This window comes from Mesorhizobium sp. ES1-1, assembly GCF_020164785.1.
GTDB lineage: Bacteria > Pseudomonadota > Alphaproteobacteria > Rhizobiales > Rhizobiaceae > Mesorhizobium.
Genome location: NZ_JAIUGX010000012.1, coordinates 192,383 through 209,006, shown reverse-complemented (window position 1 = coordinate 209,006; position 16,624 = coordinate 192,383). Strand labels below are relative to the sequence as shown.

The following is a 16,624-nucleotide window of genomic DNA, read 5'->3' as shown; positions in this document are numbered from 1 at the left end:
GTCTGGCCATGACGTCCGAAAGTATGATCCGGCCGATCTTGCGAAGGATTCGACACGCCATTCCCTGGCGATTGCAGTTGAAGCGCTGGCTGAGGCGGACGCTCGGCATCAGCCCGCGACGCGAACACCTCCGGGCATTCGCCGAGTTCGCGGGTGTTTTCGATGCCGAATGGTATCTGAAGGCATATCCGGATGTCGCCGCCCGCGGCGTCGATCCATTTGCGGATTACATGGACACCGGCTGGCGGGAGAAGCGAATGCCTGCCGATGGGGTCGTCATCGAAAGCTACGCCGCGATGATCCCGGGCTTTCGGGCCGGCCAGGACAATCCAATGTCCTGGCTGCTGAAAAGTTCGGTCCTGCTCAACGCCACCCGGCCGCGGAAGCAGCCGGCATCCAGCCCGCTCCGGCTTCCCCGCAACCTGGATGATGGGCTGTGCGTCACCGGCTATCTTTGCTCCGAGATTGGCCTTGGACAAGCGGCGCGCAATGTCGTGTATGCCTGCGATGCTGTCCCCCTGCCGGTGTCGTCGCGTGCCTTGGCCTTGCCCGAGCGCGAGAACGACGCGGAGTTTGCCAGCAAGTGCAATTCCGTCGTCGACCGCAAGGCTCAACTGGTCGTCACTGATCTTGCGGCCATAGACCTCTATCGTCATGAGATTGCACCAGGCCGGCTCAACATCCTGTTCCCGTTCTGGGAACTTGCCAGGATCCCCAGCGAGTGGCACGCCGGTATCCGGGATTTCGACGAGGTATGGGCTCCATCGCGATTCATCGCCGCAGCCATTGCCGCCATCACGGGCGTGCGCGTACACCATGTGCCCCAGCCCGTCCGGATTCCCGCTCGTGCTCCGGCGCCGCGCGCGGACCGCTCCACGCTTCGTTTCCTCACTTTCTTTGATTACGATTCCTATGTCGCGCGCAAGAATCCGCGGGCCGCCATCGAGGCGTTCCGTTCGGCTTTCCCGCTCTTGAAACGCGACGTGGAACTGGTCGTGAAGACCCGTGGCGCGCGCGACGAAGGGGTGCGCAAATGGCTTGGCGAAACGGGCATGCAGGACGGGCGGATCACGATTGTGGACCGGACCCTGGACCGCGCCGGCATGGATGCCCTGATGAAGGATTGCGACGCGTTTATCTCGCTGCATCGGTCGGAGGGGTTTGGCCTGGGCGCCGCGGAGGCTTTGGCGGCCGGCAAGGCCGTCGTGGCGACCGACTACGGTGGCACGACCGATTTCATCAATGAATCGACAGGATACCCCGTCGCCTTCACTTTGGTGCCCGTCCGCGACCGCGAATATGTGCACACCAAGGGCCAGGTCTGGGCGACGGCGAATGCGGACGCCGCGGTCAGCGCCATGCGCACCATCTATGACACGCCCGGCGAGGCCGATGCGCGTGCACAACGAGGCTTTGCGTTGCTCGAAGAGCAGCAATCATTGCCCGTCATCGGCAAGCGTATCGCGCATCTCCTCGCCGAACGCGGCGTGATGCCGCCGCAATGGCGGCTTCGGCCTGACGCGTAACATGGCTACGCGGCCTTTGCCTTCCGCCCGCTTTCTTCGAAGGCGCGGTCCGCAGCCGCTGGCGCATTGCAAAATTGTGGCCAGACCATACTTGCGCGTCTATAAGGCGTGCGGTCCGATCCAGCGCCGCCACGCTCCGCGTCAAGCGCGGCCAGCCAGCTAAGGAATAGTCATGCCTGCCTATCGTTCCCGCACCACCACCCATGGCCGCAACATGGCCGGCGCCCGCGGGCTGTGGCGCGCCACCGGCATGAAGGACAGTGACTTTGGCAAGCCCATCATCGCGGTGGTCAATTCCTTCACCCAGTTCGTGCCGGGACATGTCCATCTGAAGGATCTCGGCCAGCTGGTGGCGCGCGAGATCGAGAAGGCCGGCGGCGTGGCCAAGGAATTCAACACCATCGCCGTCGACGACGGCATCGCCATGGGCCATGACGGCATGCTCTATTCGCTGCCGTCGCGCGAACTGATAGCCGACTCTGTGGAATACATGGTGAACGCCCATTGCGCCGACGCCATGGTCTGCATTTCGAACTGCGACAAGATCACGCCCGGCATGCTGATGGCGTCGCTGCGTCTCAACATCCCGACTGTTTTCGTTTCCGGCGGGCCTATGGAAGCCGGCAAGGTGGTGCTGGCCGGCAAGACGCAGGCGCTCGACCTGGTCGACGCGATGGTCGCGGCCGCCGACGACAGGATCTCGGATGAAGACGTCAAGGTCATCGAGCGCTCGGCCTGCCCGACCTGCGGCTCCTGCTCTGGCATGTTCACCGCCAATTCCATGAACTGCCTGACCGAGGCGCTGGGGCTTTCGCTGCCGGGCAACGGTTCGACGCTGGCCACCCACGCCGATCGCAAGCGGCTCTTCGTCGAGGCCGGCCATCTGATCGTCGATCTCGCGCAGCGCTATTACGAGCAAGATGACGAGACGGCGCTGCCTCGCAAGATCGCCTCGAAGGGTGCCTTCGAGAACGCCATGACGCTTGATATCGCCATGGGCGGCTCCACCAACACCGTGCTACACATCCTTGCCGCCGCGCATGAGGGCGAGATCGATTTCGACCAGGACGACATCGATGCGCTGTCGCGCAAGGTCCCGGTTCTGTGCAAGGTGGCGCCCGCCAAGTCCGACGTGCACATGGAAGACGTCCATCGCGCCGGCGGCATCATGGCGATCCTTGGCCAGCTCGACAATGCCGGCCTGATCAACCGCGATTTGCCGACCGTGCATACATCAACGCTCGGCGAAGCACTCGATCATTGGGACATCTCCCGGACGTCCAGCCAGGCTGTCCGGGATTTCTTCCTGGCGGCCCCTGGCGGTGTCCCCACGCAGGTCGCCTTCAGCCAGGAGCGGCGCTGGGACGAACTCGATCTCGACCGTGAGAGCGGCGTCATCCGTTCCACCCAGCATCCCTTCTCCAAGGACGGCGGTCTCGCCGTGCTGAAAGGCAATCTGGCGCTCGACGGCTGCATCGTGAAGACGGCCGGCGTCGACGAGTCGATCCTGAAGTTCACCGGCCCCGCCCGTGTGTTCGACAGCCAGGACGCCAGCGTCAAGGCGATCCTCTCCAACGAGATCAAGGCCGGCGACGTCGTCGTCATCCGCTATGAGGGGCCGCGCGGCGGTCCCGGCATGCAAGAGATGCTCTATCCGACCAGTTATCTGAAGGCGAAAGGCCTCGGCAAAGCCTGTGCGCTGATCACCGACGGCCGCTTCTCCGGCGGCACCTCGGGCCTGTCGATCGGCCATGCCTCGCCGGAAGCCGCCGAAGGGGGAACCATCGGTCTGGTGCAGGAGGGCGACATCATCGAGATCGACATCCCCAACCGCAGCATCCGCCTGGCCGTCAGCGACGACGAGCTCGCCCGCCGCAGGGCGGCGATGGAGGCAAAGGGCTCGCTGGCCTGGAAGCCCGAGGAAAAGCGCAAGCGCAAGGTCACGACCGCCTTGCGCGCCTACGCCGCGATGGCGACCAGCGCGGCGCGCGGCGCGGTCAGGCACGTGCCGGAGTAGTTTTTTCTCTCCTTCTCCCCTCGTGGGAGAAGGAGAAGCCGCCTCACGGCATCAGCTGATACTCATAGAGTTTCTGATAGAGCCCGCCCTGGTTGAGCAGGGTACGGTGCGGACCGCTCTCGACCACTTTCCCGGCTTCCAGCACAACGATCGTGTCGGCCTGGTGCACGGTGGACAGCCGGTGCGCGATGACGATCGTCGTGCGTCCTTCGGTCAACTGCTGCAGCGCGTCGCGGAACAGTGCTTCGGATTCGGCGTCGAGCGCGCTGGTCGCCTCGTCCAGCAACAGGATTTCGGCATCGCGCAGCATGGCGCGGGCGATGGAGATGCGCTGGCGCTGGCCACCCGACAGCAGCCCGCCATTTTCACCGACATCCGTCTCGTACCCGTTGGCCTGCGCCATGATGAAATCATGCGCGTTGGCCGCTTTGGCCGCGGCGATCACCTCTTCGTCGGTAGCGCCCTCGCGACCCAGCCGCAGGTTGTGCATGATCGTGCCGGCGAACAGGAACGTATCCTGGCTGACATAGGCGATCTTTTGCCGCAAGGATGCGAGTGTCGCGTGAGAGATGTCCTGGCCGTCGAACAGCACCCTGCCGCTCTTGGGATCGTACATGCGCATGATCAGGTTCAGGATCGTCGACTTGCCGCCTCCAGACGGTCCGACCAGAGCCGTCATCTTGCCGGGCGCAAGGGTGAGGTCGAACTGGTCCAGCACCGGTGGCCCATTCTGGTAGGCGAAGCTGACCGAGTCGAAACGGATCTCGCCGGGTCCGGCAAGAAGCGGCTTTGCATCCGGTTTCTCAGCCAGCGTCAGCGGCTGGTCGGCGAGGTCGAACATCATGCGCACGCCGACGATGCCGCTCTCCAGCGAGATGCGCACGCGCGCAAGGCGCTTTGCCGGCTCATAGGCAAGCAGCAGGGCGCCGATGAAGGCCATGATGTTGCCGGGCATCTGGCCACCCTGCACGACCAGGAAGCCGCTGATGAAGACGGACCCGGCTATCGCCAGGCCAGCAAGGGTCTCCATCACCGGGCTGGTCGCCGCCTCCAGCGTCGCGATGGTATTGGCGCGGTTCTCGACGTCGGACACCGCCTTGTACATGCGGTTGCGCATCGCGCCTTCGAGGTTGAACGATTTGACGACGCGCACGCCGATGGCCGTTTCCTGCATCACCTGCACGATCTGGCCGACCGAGCGAAACTCCATCGCGGCAATCTTGCGGACGCGCTTCAAGATCTGGTTGACGCCATATATGGCGACTGGCCCAATGACGAAGCAGATCAGCGACAGGGCGGGCTGCTGCCAGACCATGACGCCCACAAGGGCAGCCAGCGAAACCAGGTCCCGCACGTAGGACGTGACGACGAGGTCGAGCACGTTGCGCGCTGCCTGGGCATTATTGGTCATGCGGGTGATCAAGTCGGACGAGGAGGTCGAATGATAGAATTCGATGCCTTGAGCCAGGATGCGGTCATAGATCTTGCGCTGGCGGTCGGCGATGATGGCGTTGCCGACCCGGCTCATGAAATAGCCTTGGATGAAATTGGCCAGACCCTTGAGGAGAAAGATTCCCCCGACCCCGATCGCGATCAGATTGATGCGGTCGATCCGCTTGTAGACCACGAATTCGTTGGTGATTTCCCTGAGTATCCAGGCGCTGGCGCCTGTGGTGGCGGCGACCACAAGCATCGACAAGATGGCGGCTCCATAGCCGTATCTGTGCTGGTAAAACGATTCCCTGACCAGCCTTGCGATGAGGCGCTGGTTTTCCGTCGAGCGGAAGAAACGAAACAACGGCTGATCCTTGATCCACGAATGACGAAGGGCGGCTTATAGAGGGAGTTGCGGGAGGATGGAACCGCCTGCGGCATCCGCAAGGAAATGGCTGCGGCATGGTGCCATTTGCGCCACGATACGAAACTGATTCTGAAAGGGATGACGACAGATGGATTTCGACCTTATCGTTCGTGGAGGCACGCTGGATGGCAGGATCGCCGATATCGGCATCAGCGGCGAAACGATCGCGGCGATCGAGCCGAACCTGCCCGGCACAGCGCGCAGCGAGATTGACGCCCATGGCAATCTGGTCTCGCCGCCCTTCGTCGATCCGCATTTCCACATGGACGCGACGCTCTCCTACGGCCTTCCGCGCATCAACGCTTCGGGCACGCTGCTGGAGGGCATTTCTCTGTGGGGCGAACTGAAGCCGTTGCTGACCCATGAGGCCGTGAGGGACCGCGCGCTGGCCTATTGCGACTGGGCGGTGTCGATGGGCCTGCTCGCCATCCGCACCCATGTCGATGTTTGCGACGACCGCCTGCTGGCGGTCGAAGCCCTTCTCGACGTCAAGAAGACGATCGCCCCCTATATCGATCTGCAGCTGGTGGCGTTTCCGCAAGACGGTTTCTACCGCTCGCCCAGCGCGCGCGACAATACCCTGCGGGCACTGGATATGGGCGTTGATGTCGTTGGCGGGATCCCGCATTTCGAGCGCACCATGGCCGACGGCGCACGCTCGGTGACCGAGCTCTGCGAGATCGCGGCGAAGCGAGGCCTGATGGTCGACCTGCACTGCGACGAGACCGACGACCCGCTGTCGCGCCATATCGAGCAGTTGGCCTGCGAGACGCAACGCCTTGGCCTGCATGGCAAGGTGGTCGGCTCGCATCTCACATCGATGCATTCGATGGACAATTACTATGTCTCCAAACTGTTGCCGCTGATCGCGGAAGCGGGCGTGTCGGCCATTCCAAACCCGCTGATCAACATCATGCTGCAGGGCCGCCACGACACCTTCCCAAAGCGGCGCGGCCTTACCCGGGTCAAGGAGATGCAGGCACTGGGCATCCGCGTCGGCTGGGGGCAGGACTGCGTGCTCGACCCCTGGTATTCGCTGGGCACGGCCGACATGCTCGACGTCGCCTTCATGGGCCTGCATGTGGCCCAGATGTCGAGCCCGGCGGACATGGCGCGCTGCTTCGACATGGTCACCAACGTCAACGCGTCCATCATGGGCCTCGATCATCTTGGCCTGGCGGTCGGCAAGCGCGCGAGCCTCGTCGTGCTCGATGCCGGCAATCCGATCGAGGCCTTGCGCCTGCGCGCCGAGCGGATCTGCGTTATCGCCAGGGGCAAGGTGGTGGCGGAGCGGACGAAACAGGAGACCAGGCTTTCGATAGGGGGCAGGCCGCCACTGGTGAACCGCCGGCACATAGCCACGTAGGTCCAGCCGATTTTCGCATCTGGTCCGCTGATTTGCCGATTTGTCCTCGTCAAGGCGTCCGCTTCCGTTTACCACGCGGCATATTCGGGGGAGGAAATGGATCGGCATGACGCAGCCCTTGGCTAGCACGTCCGTCATCAGGAACGTGCTTTTGGCCGGCATTCTGCTGATGTTGGCGGGTGATTTCCTGTTTGCGCTGAACGACGCGATGGGCAAATGGCTGGTCGCCAGCTTCTCCGTCGGGCAGGTGGTGCTGATCCGCTCCATCGGCGCCTTTGTCGTGCTCGGCCCGATGATCGCCAGGCAGGGCGGTGGCAGACTGTTCCAGTTGGAGCGGCCGGGGCTGCAGATGCTGCGGGTCGTGGCAACGACCACGGATACTGCGCTGTTCTACGCCGCGGTCGTCTATCTGCCGCTTGCCGATGTGATGAGTTTCTATATGGCGGGCCCGATCTACGTGGCGGCCCTTTCGCATTTCCTGCTTGGTGAGAAGGTCGGTTGGCGCCGCTGGGCCGCGATCCTGCTCGGCTTCTGCGGCGTGCTGATCATGCTGAAGCCGTCTTCCGCAGCGCTTTCCCTGTCGTCGAGCTTCGCGTTCGTCGGCAGCATTGCTTTCGGTTTCGCCATCATTCTGAGCCGTCGGCTGCGTGGTACCAGCGACACCAATTTGGTGACATGGCAGACCATCGGCACGCTGCTGGTCGGTGCCGTCATGACCATCGGCGCCTGGCGCACGCCCTCGGCGATCGATCTCGGTGCCATGCTGTTGCTCGGCGTCGTATCCTGCGGCGCGCATCTGATGATCACCAGGGCGCTGAAGCTGGCGCCGGCCTCGACGCTTGCACCGCTGCACTACACGCTGCTTCTGTGGGCCGTGGTGTTCGGGCTGGTTTTCTTTGGCGATGTTCCGGATCTGCGGATACTGGTCGGCTCGGCCATCGTCGTTCTCGCCGGCCTGTTCATTTTCCACCGCCAGAAAGTGGTCGAAACCGCGGTGCCGCCCGAAAACGTGCCGAAGGGGGTCAACTAGCTTCGTGTCACCTACCCCTTGCGCACCGCCGCAAGGTGGTGCGAAAACTCAGGCATCTCCATCAGCGCCTTGCAGCGCGCGAACCGTCCGTCGGCATAGGCGCGGAAATCATCGACCGGATTGCCGTTGGCGAGCTGGATCAGTCCCCACAGCGTCCAAAGCAGGTCGCACATCGCCTTGTAGATGACGATTCGCCCGCGCTCCGGCGGCCTTGCCTCGCCACCGAAATAGGCATGCATCATCTCTTCGTCCTGCGCGGCATCGAATTTCCCTTCCACACTGAGGTCGCCAAGGTCCCAAAGCGGGTCGTTCATGCCCGAATATTCCCAGTCGACGATCCACATCCGCTCGCCCGTGTCGAGGAAGTTCTCGCATAGCGGGTCGCAATGGCAGGCAACGAGCGGCGCCGGATGAGCGGCGAGCGCGGACCGCACGGCGCCGGCCTCACGCACCACATCATGGTAGCCGGCGGGCAGGGCGACATCCTTGGTCTCCAGCAGCTTGAGATAGTCGTCGATCATCGCGAACAGTTCGAACCGGAAGGGAAATTCCGCGCCGGACATGTGCAACGTGCGGAAGGCTTCGCCGGCCCGCGCCGGGCTGCCCGACCGGATCTTGAATCTCTCCGGCGACATGGTCTCGGCGCCGGCAATAAAGCGCGTCACCATCACCCCGGTCGCGGGGTCGACATGCAGTACCTCGGGGCTCACCCCCGCCTTTGCCGCCTCGCGCGCCGCCACCGCTTCGTTGGCGCGGTCGATATATTCCTGCGTGCCCTTGCCCGGAATGCGCAGGCAGAACTCTCCGACCTTGAAGACGAGATTGGTGAGGCCGCCGAGCCGTTCCAGCGGTCCGCCATAGCCGGCCAGCATCGGAATAGTGGCAAGTCTTGCCCGCGCCTCGTCTGTATCCATGCCTGCGCCCCCATGCGTATTTGATGCGGTGACGGTTCCACAATTTCCGTGGTTTGGCTATCATCGCCGCAAGAGAATGGCGGACGGGACAAAAGTGGCGGACAAACAACATCGGGGCGCGCTTGGCGCAGCCTATGCAGCCCAGCGGCCGGAGGAAGTCGCCGCCCTTTATGACCGCTGGGCGGGGACCTATGATGCGGACATGTCGGCCGCCGGCTACCGCCATCCGACGATCTGCCTTGCCCTGCTGGCGCGCCATCTGCCCCGTGGCGCAGCACCCTTGCTCGACGCCGGGGCCGGCACCGGATTAATCGGCGAATGGCTCAACATTGCAGGCTACCCTGAGGTCGAGGCGCTCGACATCTCTCAGGGCATGCTTGATCAGGCGGCCCGCAAGGGCGTCTATTCGGCGCTGCATCGCCTGGCGCTCGGCAGCGGTCTGCCCTTTGCCGATCATGCCTATGCCGGGATCGTCGCGGCCGGCGTGTTTACTTCGGGCCATGTCGGGACCGAAGGGTTGGACGAGTTGATCCGCATCTGCCGGCCAGGTGGCGTCATCGTGCTCACGGTCAAGAATACGCTTTGGGAACCAGGCTTTGCCGCGCGTATCGCCGAAGTGGAGGCACAGGGAAGCGTCACCCGTCTGGAGGAAACGCGCCCCTACGTCTCCATGCCGGGCGAGACCGACACAGTGCCCAGCCGTTGTCTGGCGCTTCGCGTGCGGTGATCTACGCTTTGACCCTGAGGCCCGCCGGGTCGTACAGCGGTTCGAGATGGATCTTGGCCGGTGCCCGCTCCATTGCGACCACCAGTTCGTAATCCCCCGAGGCAAGAAAACCGTCGCTGACGCCGTCGGCATTGCGCACATAGCCGTAGCCGATGTTCCTGCTCAGCGTGTAGCCATAGCCGCCGCTGGTCAGGTAGCCGACCGGTTCGCCATTGCGCAGGATGGTTTCGCGGCCGAGCAGCACGATGTCGGGGTCATCGACCGTGAAGCCGGCAAATCGCTTCTTCAACGGTGCGCCGCCAACCTTCTCGAGGGCGCGCCGTCCGACGAAGTCGGTGTTCTTGCGCAGCTTGACCGCCCAGCCGAGCCCGGCCTCCTGCGGCGTGTCGTTGGGCGTGATGTCGGAACCCCAGGCGCGATAGGCTTTCTCCAGCCGCAAAGAGTCCAGGGCCCGGTAGCCGACCGGGCGGATGCCATGCTGTTTGCCGGCGGCCATCAGCGCGTCGAAGACTTCGCCCGTGGCGGCGATCGGCACATGCAGTTCCCAGCCGAGCTCGCCGACATAGGTGACGCGCAAGGCCCGAACTGTGTGGCCGCCAATGACGATCTCGCGCACATGGCCGAACGGAAAGCCGGCATTCGACACATCCGCTTCGGTCACGCCGGCGAGCACATCGCGTGCCCGGGGACCCATCAGCGACAGCGTGCCGAAATCCTCGGTGACATCGGCGAGCTTGGCATCAAGACCCTCGCCGATATGATCGCTGATCCACGAAGCATCATGCGTGCGGAAGCCAGTGCCGGTGACGATGTAGAATTTCTCCTCGGCCAGCCTCGCCACGGTCAGATCGGCCTCGATGCCGCCACGCGTGTTGAGAAGTTGTGTGTAGGTCAGCCTGCCGACCGGCTTGCCCACGTCGTTGGCGCAGATCCAGTCCAGCGCCTTAGCTGCATCTGGGCCGCTCAGCTCATATTTGGCGAAGGACGATTGGTCGAAGATACCGACATGTTCGCGCACGTGCCGGTGTTCGTCGCCCACCGACGCGAACCAGTTCTGGCGCCCCATGGAATAGATGTCTTGTGGCTGGACGCCTTGCGGCGCGAACCAGTTCGGCCGTTCCCAGCCGAGTTTCGAGCCGAACACGGCCCGCCGCTGTTTCAGCCGGTCGTACAGCGCCGAGACGATGCGTGGCCGGCCGCTGGTATATTCCTCATGCGGGAAGCCGATCGTATAGTGCTTGCCATAGGCCTCCAAGGTGCGTTCCCGCACCCATTGGCGATCGCGGTGCAGCGTGGAAAAGCGCCTGATGTCGACCACCCACAGGTCGAGCGGCGCCTCGCCATCAACCACCCATTGCGCCAGAACCCAGCCGGCGCCGCCGCCCGAGGCGATGCCGAAGGCATTGAAGCCGGCGCCGACGAACATGTTGGTGCATTCGGGAGCCATGCCGAGGATGAAATTGCCGTCCGGCGTAAAGCTCTCCGGGCCATTGATCATCTGCTTGACGCCAACCCGCTCGAGCGCGGGGACCCGTGCGATCGCTTGGTTCATATGCTGCTCGAAATGGTCGTAATCATCGTCGAACAACCGGAACTCCCAGTCATTGGGGACGTCACCCCCAGGGAGCCCCGTCGCCCATGCTTGGGGATTGGGCTCGTAGCCGCCCATCACCAGTCCACCGACCTCTTCCTTGAAATAGGTGCGCCGGTCAGGGTCTCGGATGGTCGGCGCGTTGGTCGCCAGTCCTTCGATCTTCTCGGTGATGATGTACTGGTGCTTCACCGGTTGCAGCGGCACGTTGATACCGGCGAGCGCGCCGACCTGCCGCGCCCATTGGCCCGCGCAGTTCACCACCTTGTCGCAGGCGATGTCGCCCTTGCTGGTCTTGACCACTGTGATGCGGCCATCTTCGATCTCGAAGCCGATGACGCGGACATCCTCCAACAGCTTCGCGCCATGCATGCGCGCGCCCTTGGCCAGCGACTGCGTGATGTCGGAAGGGCTCGCCTGTCCGTCGGTCGGCAGCCAGGAGGCACCGACGAGATCGCCGGTTTCCATCAGCGGCCACATCTTCTTGACTTCGTCCGGCGACAGCAAGTGCATGTCCATGCCGAAGCTTTTCGCGGTCGTGGCCAGTCGCTTGTACTCAGTCCAGCGGTCTGCATTGGTGGCGAGCCTCAGGCATCCGGTCATTTTCCAACCGGTCGCGAGCCCCGTTTCGGCCTCCAGTCCCTTGTAGAGATCGACGGAATATTTGAGCACGCGGGTGATCGACGCCGACGAACGCAATTGCCCGACGAGGCCTGCGGCGTGCCAGGTCGAACCGGAGGTCAGCTTGCCCTGTTCCAAGAGCACGACATCGGCCTTGTGGTCGCGCGCCAAATGATAAGCCGTCGAACATCCGATGATGCCGCCGCCGATGACGACAACAGCGGCATGGGTGGGCAGCGTCATGATTTCGGTGTCCCGTATTTCGTTCTGTAGTTTTCCAGCGCGGCCGCCAAGCGCGTCAGGTTTTCCTCGGTATAGGCGACATAGTCTATGCCGGGCGCATCGAGATAAAGTTCGGACACCATGCTCCACATCGCCTCGCGCAGTAGCGAGGCGCATTGCATGGCCGCGTGCGAGCGGCGGATCGCCTCGTCCGGCTCCCGCATGAAATACGCGGTCAGGAAGGCGAAGGATTCCTCATCGCTCATGCCGGCGTTGGAAGCCACGCCGGCGAGGTCGAACATCGCCGTGTTGAAGCCGGCATATTCGTAGTCGATGAGCCAGAGCCGGTGCCCGTCATCGAGAATGTTGGCCGGCAACAAGTCGTTGTGCCCAAAGACGACCGGCAGCAGTTTCTGTGCGCGCTCCAGTTCGTCGGCCAGCGAAAGATAGCCTGGCAGCTCGCCACGCTTGCGGCTTCCGCCTTCCTCCAGAGTGCGCGCGTAGTCGCGAATGACATGGAAAACCCAGAACATGAACCCCGCGCCGGAAACGTGGCTGGGCATCTCCCGGTGGAAGCCGCGCATCAAGGTCGCGACACGACCGGAATTGGCGCGCACGTCCCCGGCTTGATAAGTCTTCGCGCCAAGGAATGCTGTCACCATGATGCCAGGTTCGGCATGGCGGACGGCCGGCGCAAAGCCGGCGGCATGGGCCGCCCGCGCGGTCATGACCTCGCGTTCGCGAAAGACATGATGAAACGGATAGTCCTTGCCGAAGCGCACAACGTGCTTCCCGGCGGCATCCTCGACCAGATAATTGGCGTTGCTCAGGCCGCCCGGCAACGGCGCGATCTCAAGGGCGCCGTTCCAGCAGGGCAGAGCGCGGATGCGATCTTCGACTGTCATCGATTGGCCCCCTGTCGGTTGGCGGTCAGTTGATGGCACGGTCACGACGAACGGTGCTGCGCGCTCGGGGGATGACGATCCCGGCAAGAAACCTCGTCGGCGCGGCGTCCAGGATCGGTATCCCGTGCCGCACCGACGAGCCCCTATGCGCCAGCCTCATCAAGGCCGGCATCCGCCCCCGCGGATTCGAAAAACTGCCCCCGCCCTCACTCGCTGTTCCAGACGTGGACACGCAAGGTGACACGGCCCTGCCACCGTTTGCCGTGGCTGTTCGAGCCTCTCCATTTCCATGTCACGCTACGTCATGACGGTTGTCAACGTGGGTTTGTGGTGTTTTATGCTTTGTTGACCGGATAGGCGCGAGATTTCTTGTAATATGCGGCAGATTTGCCATGGATACGGGCGATCGGCTGCGCAACGACGGAACAATCGAGATGCCTCACTCAAAACGCCACGGCGAGATTCTGCGACTTCTTCAGGAAGAGGGCACCGTGACCATCGCAAGCCTGGCCGACCGGCTGGGTGTTTCGCTCGAAACGGTGCGCCGCGATGTGAAGCCGCTGTCGGGAGACGGCTCCGTTCTCAAGATGCATGGTGCCATCGGCCTGCCCACGATGATCGGCGAAGCGCCGTTCGAACGGCGCATGCGCGAGAACGCGGAGTCCAAGCGCCAGATTGCCCGCATGGTCGCCGCCACCATCCGCGATGGCGAATCGATCATGCTCGATACTGGCACGACCACCTCGTTCCTGGCCCGCGAATTGCTCGGCCACAGGCGTTTGACGGTGGTCACCAACTCGTCGGACATCGCACGCACGCTGGCCACCATCAACGGCAACAAGGTCTACATGGCGGGGGGCGAACTGCGCAGCGATTCGGGCGCTGCTTTCGGCGTCTCGGCCATCGAGTTCGTCGGCCGCTTCTCGGTCAGCCATGCCGTCATCTCGACGGGCGCCATCGACGCCGTGAACGGGGTCATGGACTACGATCTGGAGGAGGCGGAGTTCGCCCGCATGGTGCTGTCGCGCGGCCAGCGTTCGGTCGTCGTCACCGATCACAGCAAGTTCGGCCGCCAGGGGCTGGTCCGGGTCTGCGGCTTCGATGGATTTTCCGAACTCGCCACGGACCGGCCGCCGCCGCGCGACATTGCCGCTGCCCTGGCGCAAGCCGGCGCGCGGCTCAGCATGGTGGGTGGCGGAGCAGATGCTGATGCGGCCGACCTGCAGACGGATGTCAATCCATTGCCGTTCTGATAGAAATTTGCGAAACCGGAATTTTCAAAGCACCTTTCTTTCCGGGCCCTGAAGCCGCTCTTTGGAAGAACCGATAGTTTTCAGTCGCGCTTGATCCGTACGGAAGACCGGACACCGGCCTTCGAGGCAAGCGCCAAAATGGGGAGATCGACCGATGAATTCATTCCTGAAATCATGCACTGCGTTGATGGTCGCTGTGACCTTCACGGGCCAGGCTGTCGCCCAGGTCAAGGAGATCGGCAAAGGCGAGGGCCAGGTCAACATCGTTGCCTGGCCGGGCTACATCGAACGCGGCGAGACCGACAAGGGCTATGACTGGGTCACGTCATTCGAGAAGGAGACCGGCTGCAAGGTCAACGTCAAGACCGCCAACACCTCGGATGAGATGGTGTCGCTGATGAACGAGGGCGGCTTCGACCTCGTCACCGCTTCCGGCGATGCGTCGTTGCGCCTCGTTGCCGGCAAGCGTGTTCAGCCGATCAACACCGATCTCATCCCGAGCTGGAAAACGGTCGACGACCGCCTGAAGGACGCCCCCTGGTTCACCGTTGGCGGGGTCCATTACGGCGTGCCCTATCAGTGGGGCCCCAACGTCCTGATGTACAACACCGAGGTGTTCAAGGAGGCGCCGAAGAGCTGGAACGTCGTCTTCGAGGAGATGAAGCTGTCGGACGGCAAGTCCAACAAGGGCCGGGTCCAGGCCTATGATGGGCCGATCCACATCGCCGATGCAGCGAACTATTTGATGTTCCACAAGCCGGAACTCGGCATCAAGGATCCCTACGAACTGAACGAGGACCAGTACAAGGCGGCTCTCGACCTGCTGCGTGTCCAGCGCACGCTGGTTGGCCGCTACTGGCATGATGCTGCCATCCAGGTGGATGATTTCCAGAACGAAGGCGTCGTCGCTTCCGGTTCATGGCCGTTCCAGGTCAACACGCTGGTCGCGGCCAAGAAGCCGATCGCTTCCACAATTCCGGAAGAGGGCGCCACCGGTTGGGCCGACACCACCATGATGGAAGCCGATGCGGCCAACCCGAACTGCGCCTACAAATGGCTGGAACACTCGCTGTCGCCGAAGGTCCAGGGCGACGTCTCGGCATGGTTCGGATCGCTCCCCGTCGTGCCCGCGGCCTGCAAAGGTAACGAGCTTTTGACAGACGAAGGCTGCAAGACCAACGGCTATGAGAACTTCGACAAGATCAAGTTCTGGAAGACGCCGGTCTCGAAATGCGCCACCCAGAACGATCAGTGCGTGCCTTACTACCGTTGGGTATCGGACTATATCGGCGTCATCGGCGGGCGGTAATCGCCCTCGTTCTGTCGGCATTTGCGCTGCCCCTCATCCGCCTGCCGGCACCTTCTCCCCGTATAGGGACGGGGAGAAGGGATCCAGTCGCGATGTCGGCGCCTATTTTGCGACGTTCGCAATTGGCGAAACCATCGACAACAGCGCCCCTCTCCCCGTGCTTGACGGGAGAAGGTGCCGGCAGCCGGATGAGGGGCGGCACCATCAGCCTGCCTCTTGTTCCCCTGACACATTGCGGGACAGCCCATGACATCAGCCGTTTCCTTCAAACAGGTCTCCCGCCATTTCGGTAGCGTTCGTGCCGTCGACGCGGTCGATCTGGAGATCGCGCCGGGCGAATTCTTCGCCATGCTTGGGCCTTCGGGGTCGGGCAAGACCACTTGCTTGCGTCTTATCGCGGGCTTCGGGCAGCCGAGTTCCGGATCCATTTCGATCTTCGGCGAGCGCGCCGAGGGCGTGCCGCCCTATCGCCGCAACGTCAACACGGTATTCCAGGATTACGCGCTGTTCCCGCATCTGAGCGTACTCGACAATGTCGCCTACGGGCTGATGGTCAAGGGAGTGGGCAAGGCCGGACGCCATAGGGCCGCTGAAGAGGCGCTTTCGCTGGTGCGGCTGCCCGGCTACGGCGCCCGCCGTCCGGGCCAATTGTCGGGCGGCCAGCGGCAGCGCGTCGCGCTCGCCCGGGCGCTGGTCAACCAGCCCAAGGTCTTGCTTCTGGACGAGCCGCTCGGTGCGCTCGACCTGAAACTGCGCGAGAACATGCAGGAGGAGTTAAAGTCACTGCAGAAGGCGCTCGGCATCACATTCGTCTTCGTCACCCACGACCAGGGGGAGGCGCTTTCGATGGCCGATCGCGTCGCCGTCTTCAACGACGGCCGGATCATGCAGATCGGCACGCCGGAAGACATCTACCAGCGGCCGAAGACGCGCTTCGTCGCCGACTTTGTCGGCTCGTCCAACGTCCTGCCTCCGGATTTTGTCCAGCGCTATTCCGGCCAGCACCGCTGGGCCAGCCTGAGGCCTGAATCCATTCGCGTGGCCCGCGCGGCCAGCGGTGAAGGCGTTGCGGCGCGATTGGTCGGCACCAATTACCTCGGCGCCACCACAAGGCTCGCGCTGGACGCCGATGGGTTGCAGCTTCACGCCATAGTGCCGGCCGGAACGCCCCTGCCGGATGACGGCGAGGCGGTTATTCTCACCTTCAATCGCGAAAGCCTGCATCTGATGGACGAGCCGGCATGAGGACGATTCTCGCGAGGCACCCCCCTCTGTCCTGCCG

Annotated in this window: 12 protein-coding genes; 8 read left to right on the top strand and 4 right to left on the bottom strand. The window is 63.3% G+C overall.

Annotation, left to right across the window (positions count from 1 at the left end):
* The first annotated feature begins 8 nt into the window (after window positions 1-8).
* Window positions 9-1,526 carry a glycosyltransferase gene (locus LB513_RS20785; protein ID WP_224665387.1) on the top strand — a complete coding sequence of 506 codons (1,518 nt, stop codon included), beginning with the start codon at window positions 9-11 and terminating at the stop codon, window positions 1,524-1,526.
* Window positions 1,527-1,698: 172 nt separating this feature from the next.
* On the top strand, window positions 1,699-3,543 hold the full coding sequence (ilvD, locus tag LB513_RS20780; protein ID WP_224665386.1) for a dihydroxy-acid dehydratase: 1,845 nt from the start codon (window positions 1,699-1,701) through the stop codon (window positions 3,541-3,543).
* Between the two features lie 43 nt (window positions 3,544-3,586).
* Here ilvD and LB513_RS20775 read toward each other — a convergent pair whose 3' ends face one another.
* Entirely contained in the window at window positions 3,587-5,341 is a 1,755-nt protein-coding gene (locus LB513_RS20775; protein WP_224665385.1) for an ABC transporter ATP-binding protein, read from the bottom strand.
* A 151-nt stretch (window positions 5,342-5,492) separates the two neighbouring features.
* On the opposite strand from LB513_RS20775, the gene LB513_RS20770 reads away from it, so the two are divergent.
* Together LB513_RS20770 and LB513_RS20765 are read left to right on the top strand one after the other, a co-directional pair.
* The gene (locus LB513_RS20770) at window positions 5,493-6,770 is read left to right on the top strand and encodes an amidohydrolase family protein (RefSeq protein WP_224665384.1); all 1,278 of its coding nucleotides are present in this window, start codon (window positions 5,493-5,495) and stop codon (window positions 6,768-6,770) included.
* A gap of 106 nt (window positions 6,771-6,876) precedes the next feature.
* On the top strand, window positions 6,877-7,800 hold the full coding sequence (locus LB513_RS20765; protein ID WP_224665383.1) for a DMT family transporter: 924 nt from the start codon (window positions 6,877-6,879) through the stop codon (window positions 7,798-7,800).
* Window positions 7,801-7,811: 11 nt separating this feature from the next.
* Here the strand turns inward: LB513_RS20765 and LB513_RS20760 are convergent, their stop codons facing one another.
* Window positions 7,812-8,714, bottom strand: coding sequence for a phosphotransferase family protein (locus LB513_RS20760; RefSeq protein ID WP_224665382.1), 903 nt, complete (start codon window positions 8,712-8,714; stop codon window positions 7,812-7,814).
* A 76-nt stretch (window positions 8,715-8,790) separates the two neighbouring features.
* Here LB513_RS20760 and LB513_RS20755 point away from each other — a divergent pair, with 76 nt between their 5' ends.
* Entirely contained in the window at window positions 8,791-9,441 is a 651-nt protein-coding gene (locus tag LB513_RS20755) for a class I SAM-dependent methyltransferase (RefSeq protein ID WP_263482188.1), read from the top strand.
* 1 nt (window position 9,442) lies between these two features.
* Here LB513_RS20755 and LB513_RS20750 read toward each other — a convergent pair whose 3' ends face one another.
* Together LB513_RS20750 and LB513_RS20745 are read right to left on the bottom strand one after the other, a co-directional pair.
* Window positions 9,443-11,896, bottom strand: coding sequence for an FAD-dependent oxidoreductase (locus LB513_RS20750; RefSeq protein WP_224665380.1), 2,454 nt, complete (start codon window positions 11,894-11,896; stop codon window positions 9,443-9,445).
* Window positions 11,893-12,780 carry a phosphotransferase family protein gene (locus LB513_RS20745; RefSeq protein WP_224665379.1) on the bottom strand — a complete coding sequence of 296 codons (888 nt, stop codon included), beginning with the start codon at window positions 12,778-12,780 and terminating at the stop codon, window positions 11,893-11,895. Before LB513_RS20745 ends, LB513_RS20750 begins: the two co-directional genes overlap by 4 nt.
* A gap of 434 nt (window positions 12,781-13,214) precedes the next feature.
* On the opposite strand from LB513_RS20745, the gene LB513_RS20740 reads away from it, so the two are divergent.
* From LB513_RS20740 to LB513_RS20730, 3 genes are all read left to right on the top strand, one after another.
* The gene (locus LB513_RS20740; RefSeq protein ID WP_224665415.1) at window positions 13,215-14,033 is read left to right on the top strand and encodes a DeoR/GlpR family DNA-binding transcription regulator; all 819 of its coding nucleotides are present in this window, start codon (window positions 13,215-13,217) and stop codon (window positions 14,031-14,033) included.
* Between the two features lie 154 nt (window positions 14,034-14,187).
* Entirely contained in the window at window positions 14,188-15,342 is a 1,155-nt protein-coding gene (locus tag LB513_RS20735) for an ABC transporter substrate-binding protein (protein ID WP_224665378.1), read from the top strand.
* 246 nt (window positions 15,343-15,588) lie between these two features.
* On the top strand, window positions 15,589-16,587 hold the full coding sequence (locus LB513_RS20730) for an ABC transporter ATP-binding protein (protein ID WP_224665377.1): 999 nt from the start codon (window positions 15,589-15,591) through the stop codon (window positions 16,585-16,587).
* The last annotated feature ends 37 nt before the right edge of the window (window positions 16,588-16,624 follow it).

Bases quoted from the DNA above. Each gene is read 5' to 3' on its own strand.
- LB513_RS20785 (WP_224665387.1), top strand. From the start codon at position 9: ATGACGTCCGAAAGTATGATCCGGCCGATCTTGCGAAGGATTCGACAC.
- ilvD (WP_224665386.1), top strand. From the start codon at position 1,699: ATGCCTGCCTATCGTTCCCGCACCACCACCCATGGCCGCAACATGGCC.
- LB513_RS20770 (WP_224665384.1), top strand. From the start codon at position 5,493: ATGGATTTCGACCTTATCGTTCGTGGAGGCACGCTGGATGGCAGGATC.
- LB513_RS20765 (WP_224665383.1), top strand. From the start codon at position 6,877: ATGACGCAGCCCTTGGCTAGCACGTCCGTCATCAGGAACGTGCTTTTG.
- LB513_RS20760 (WP_224665382.1), bottom strand. From the start codon at position 8,714: ATGGATACAGACGAGGCGCGGGCAAGACTTGCCACTATTCCGATGCTG.
- LB513_RS20755 (WP_263482188.1), top strand. From the start codon at position 8,791: ATGGCGGACGGGACAAAAGTGGCGGACAAACAACATCGGGGCGCGCTT.
- LB513_RS20750 (WP_224665380.1), bottom strand. From the start codon at position 11,896: ATGACGCTGCCCACCCATGCCGCTGTTGTCGTCATCGGCGGCGGCATC.
- LB513_RS20745 (WP_224665379.1), bottom strand. From the start codon at position 12,780: ATGACAGTCGAAGATCGCATCCGCGCTCTGCCCTGCTGGAACGGCGCC.
- LB513_RS20740 (WP_224665415.1), top strand. From the start codon at position 13,215: ATGCCTCACTCAAAACGCCACGGCGAGATTCTGCGACTTCTTCAGGAA.
- LB513_RS20735 (WP_224665378.1), top strand. From the start codon at position 14,188: ATGAATTCATTCCTGAAATCATGCACTGCGTTGATGGTCGCTGTGACC.
- LB513_RS20730 (WP_224665377.1), top strand. From the start codon at position 15,589: ATGACATCAGCCGTTTCCTTCAAACAGGTCTCCCGCCATTTCGGTAGC.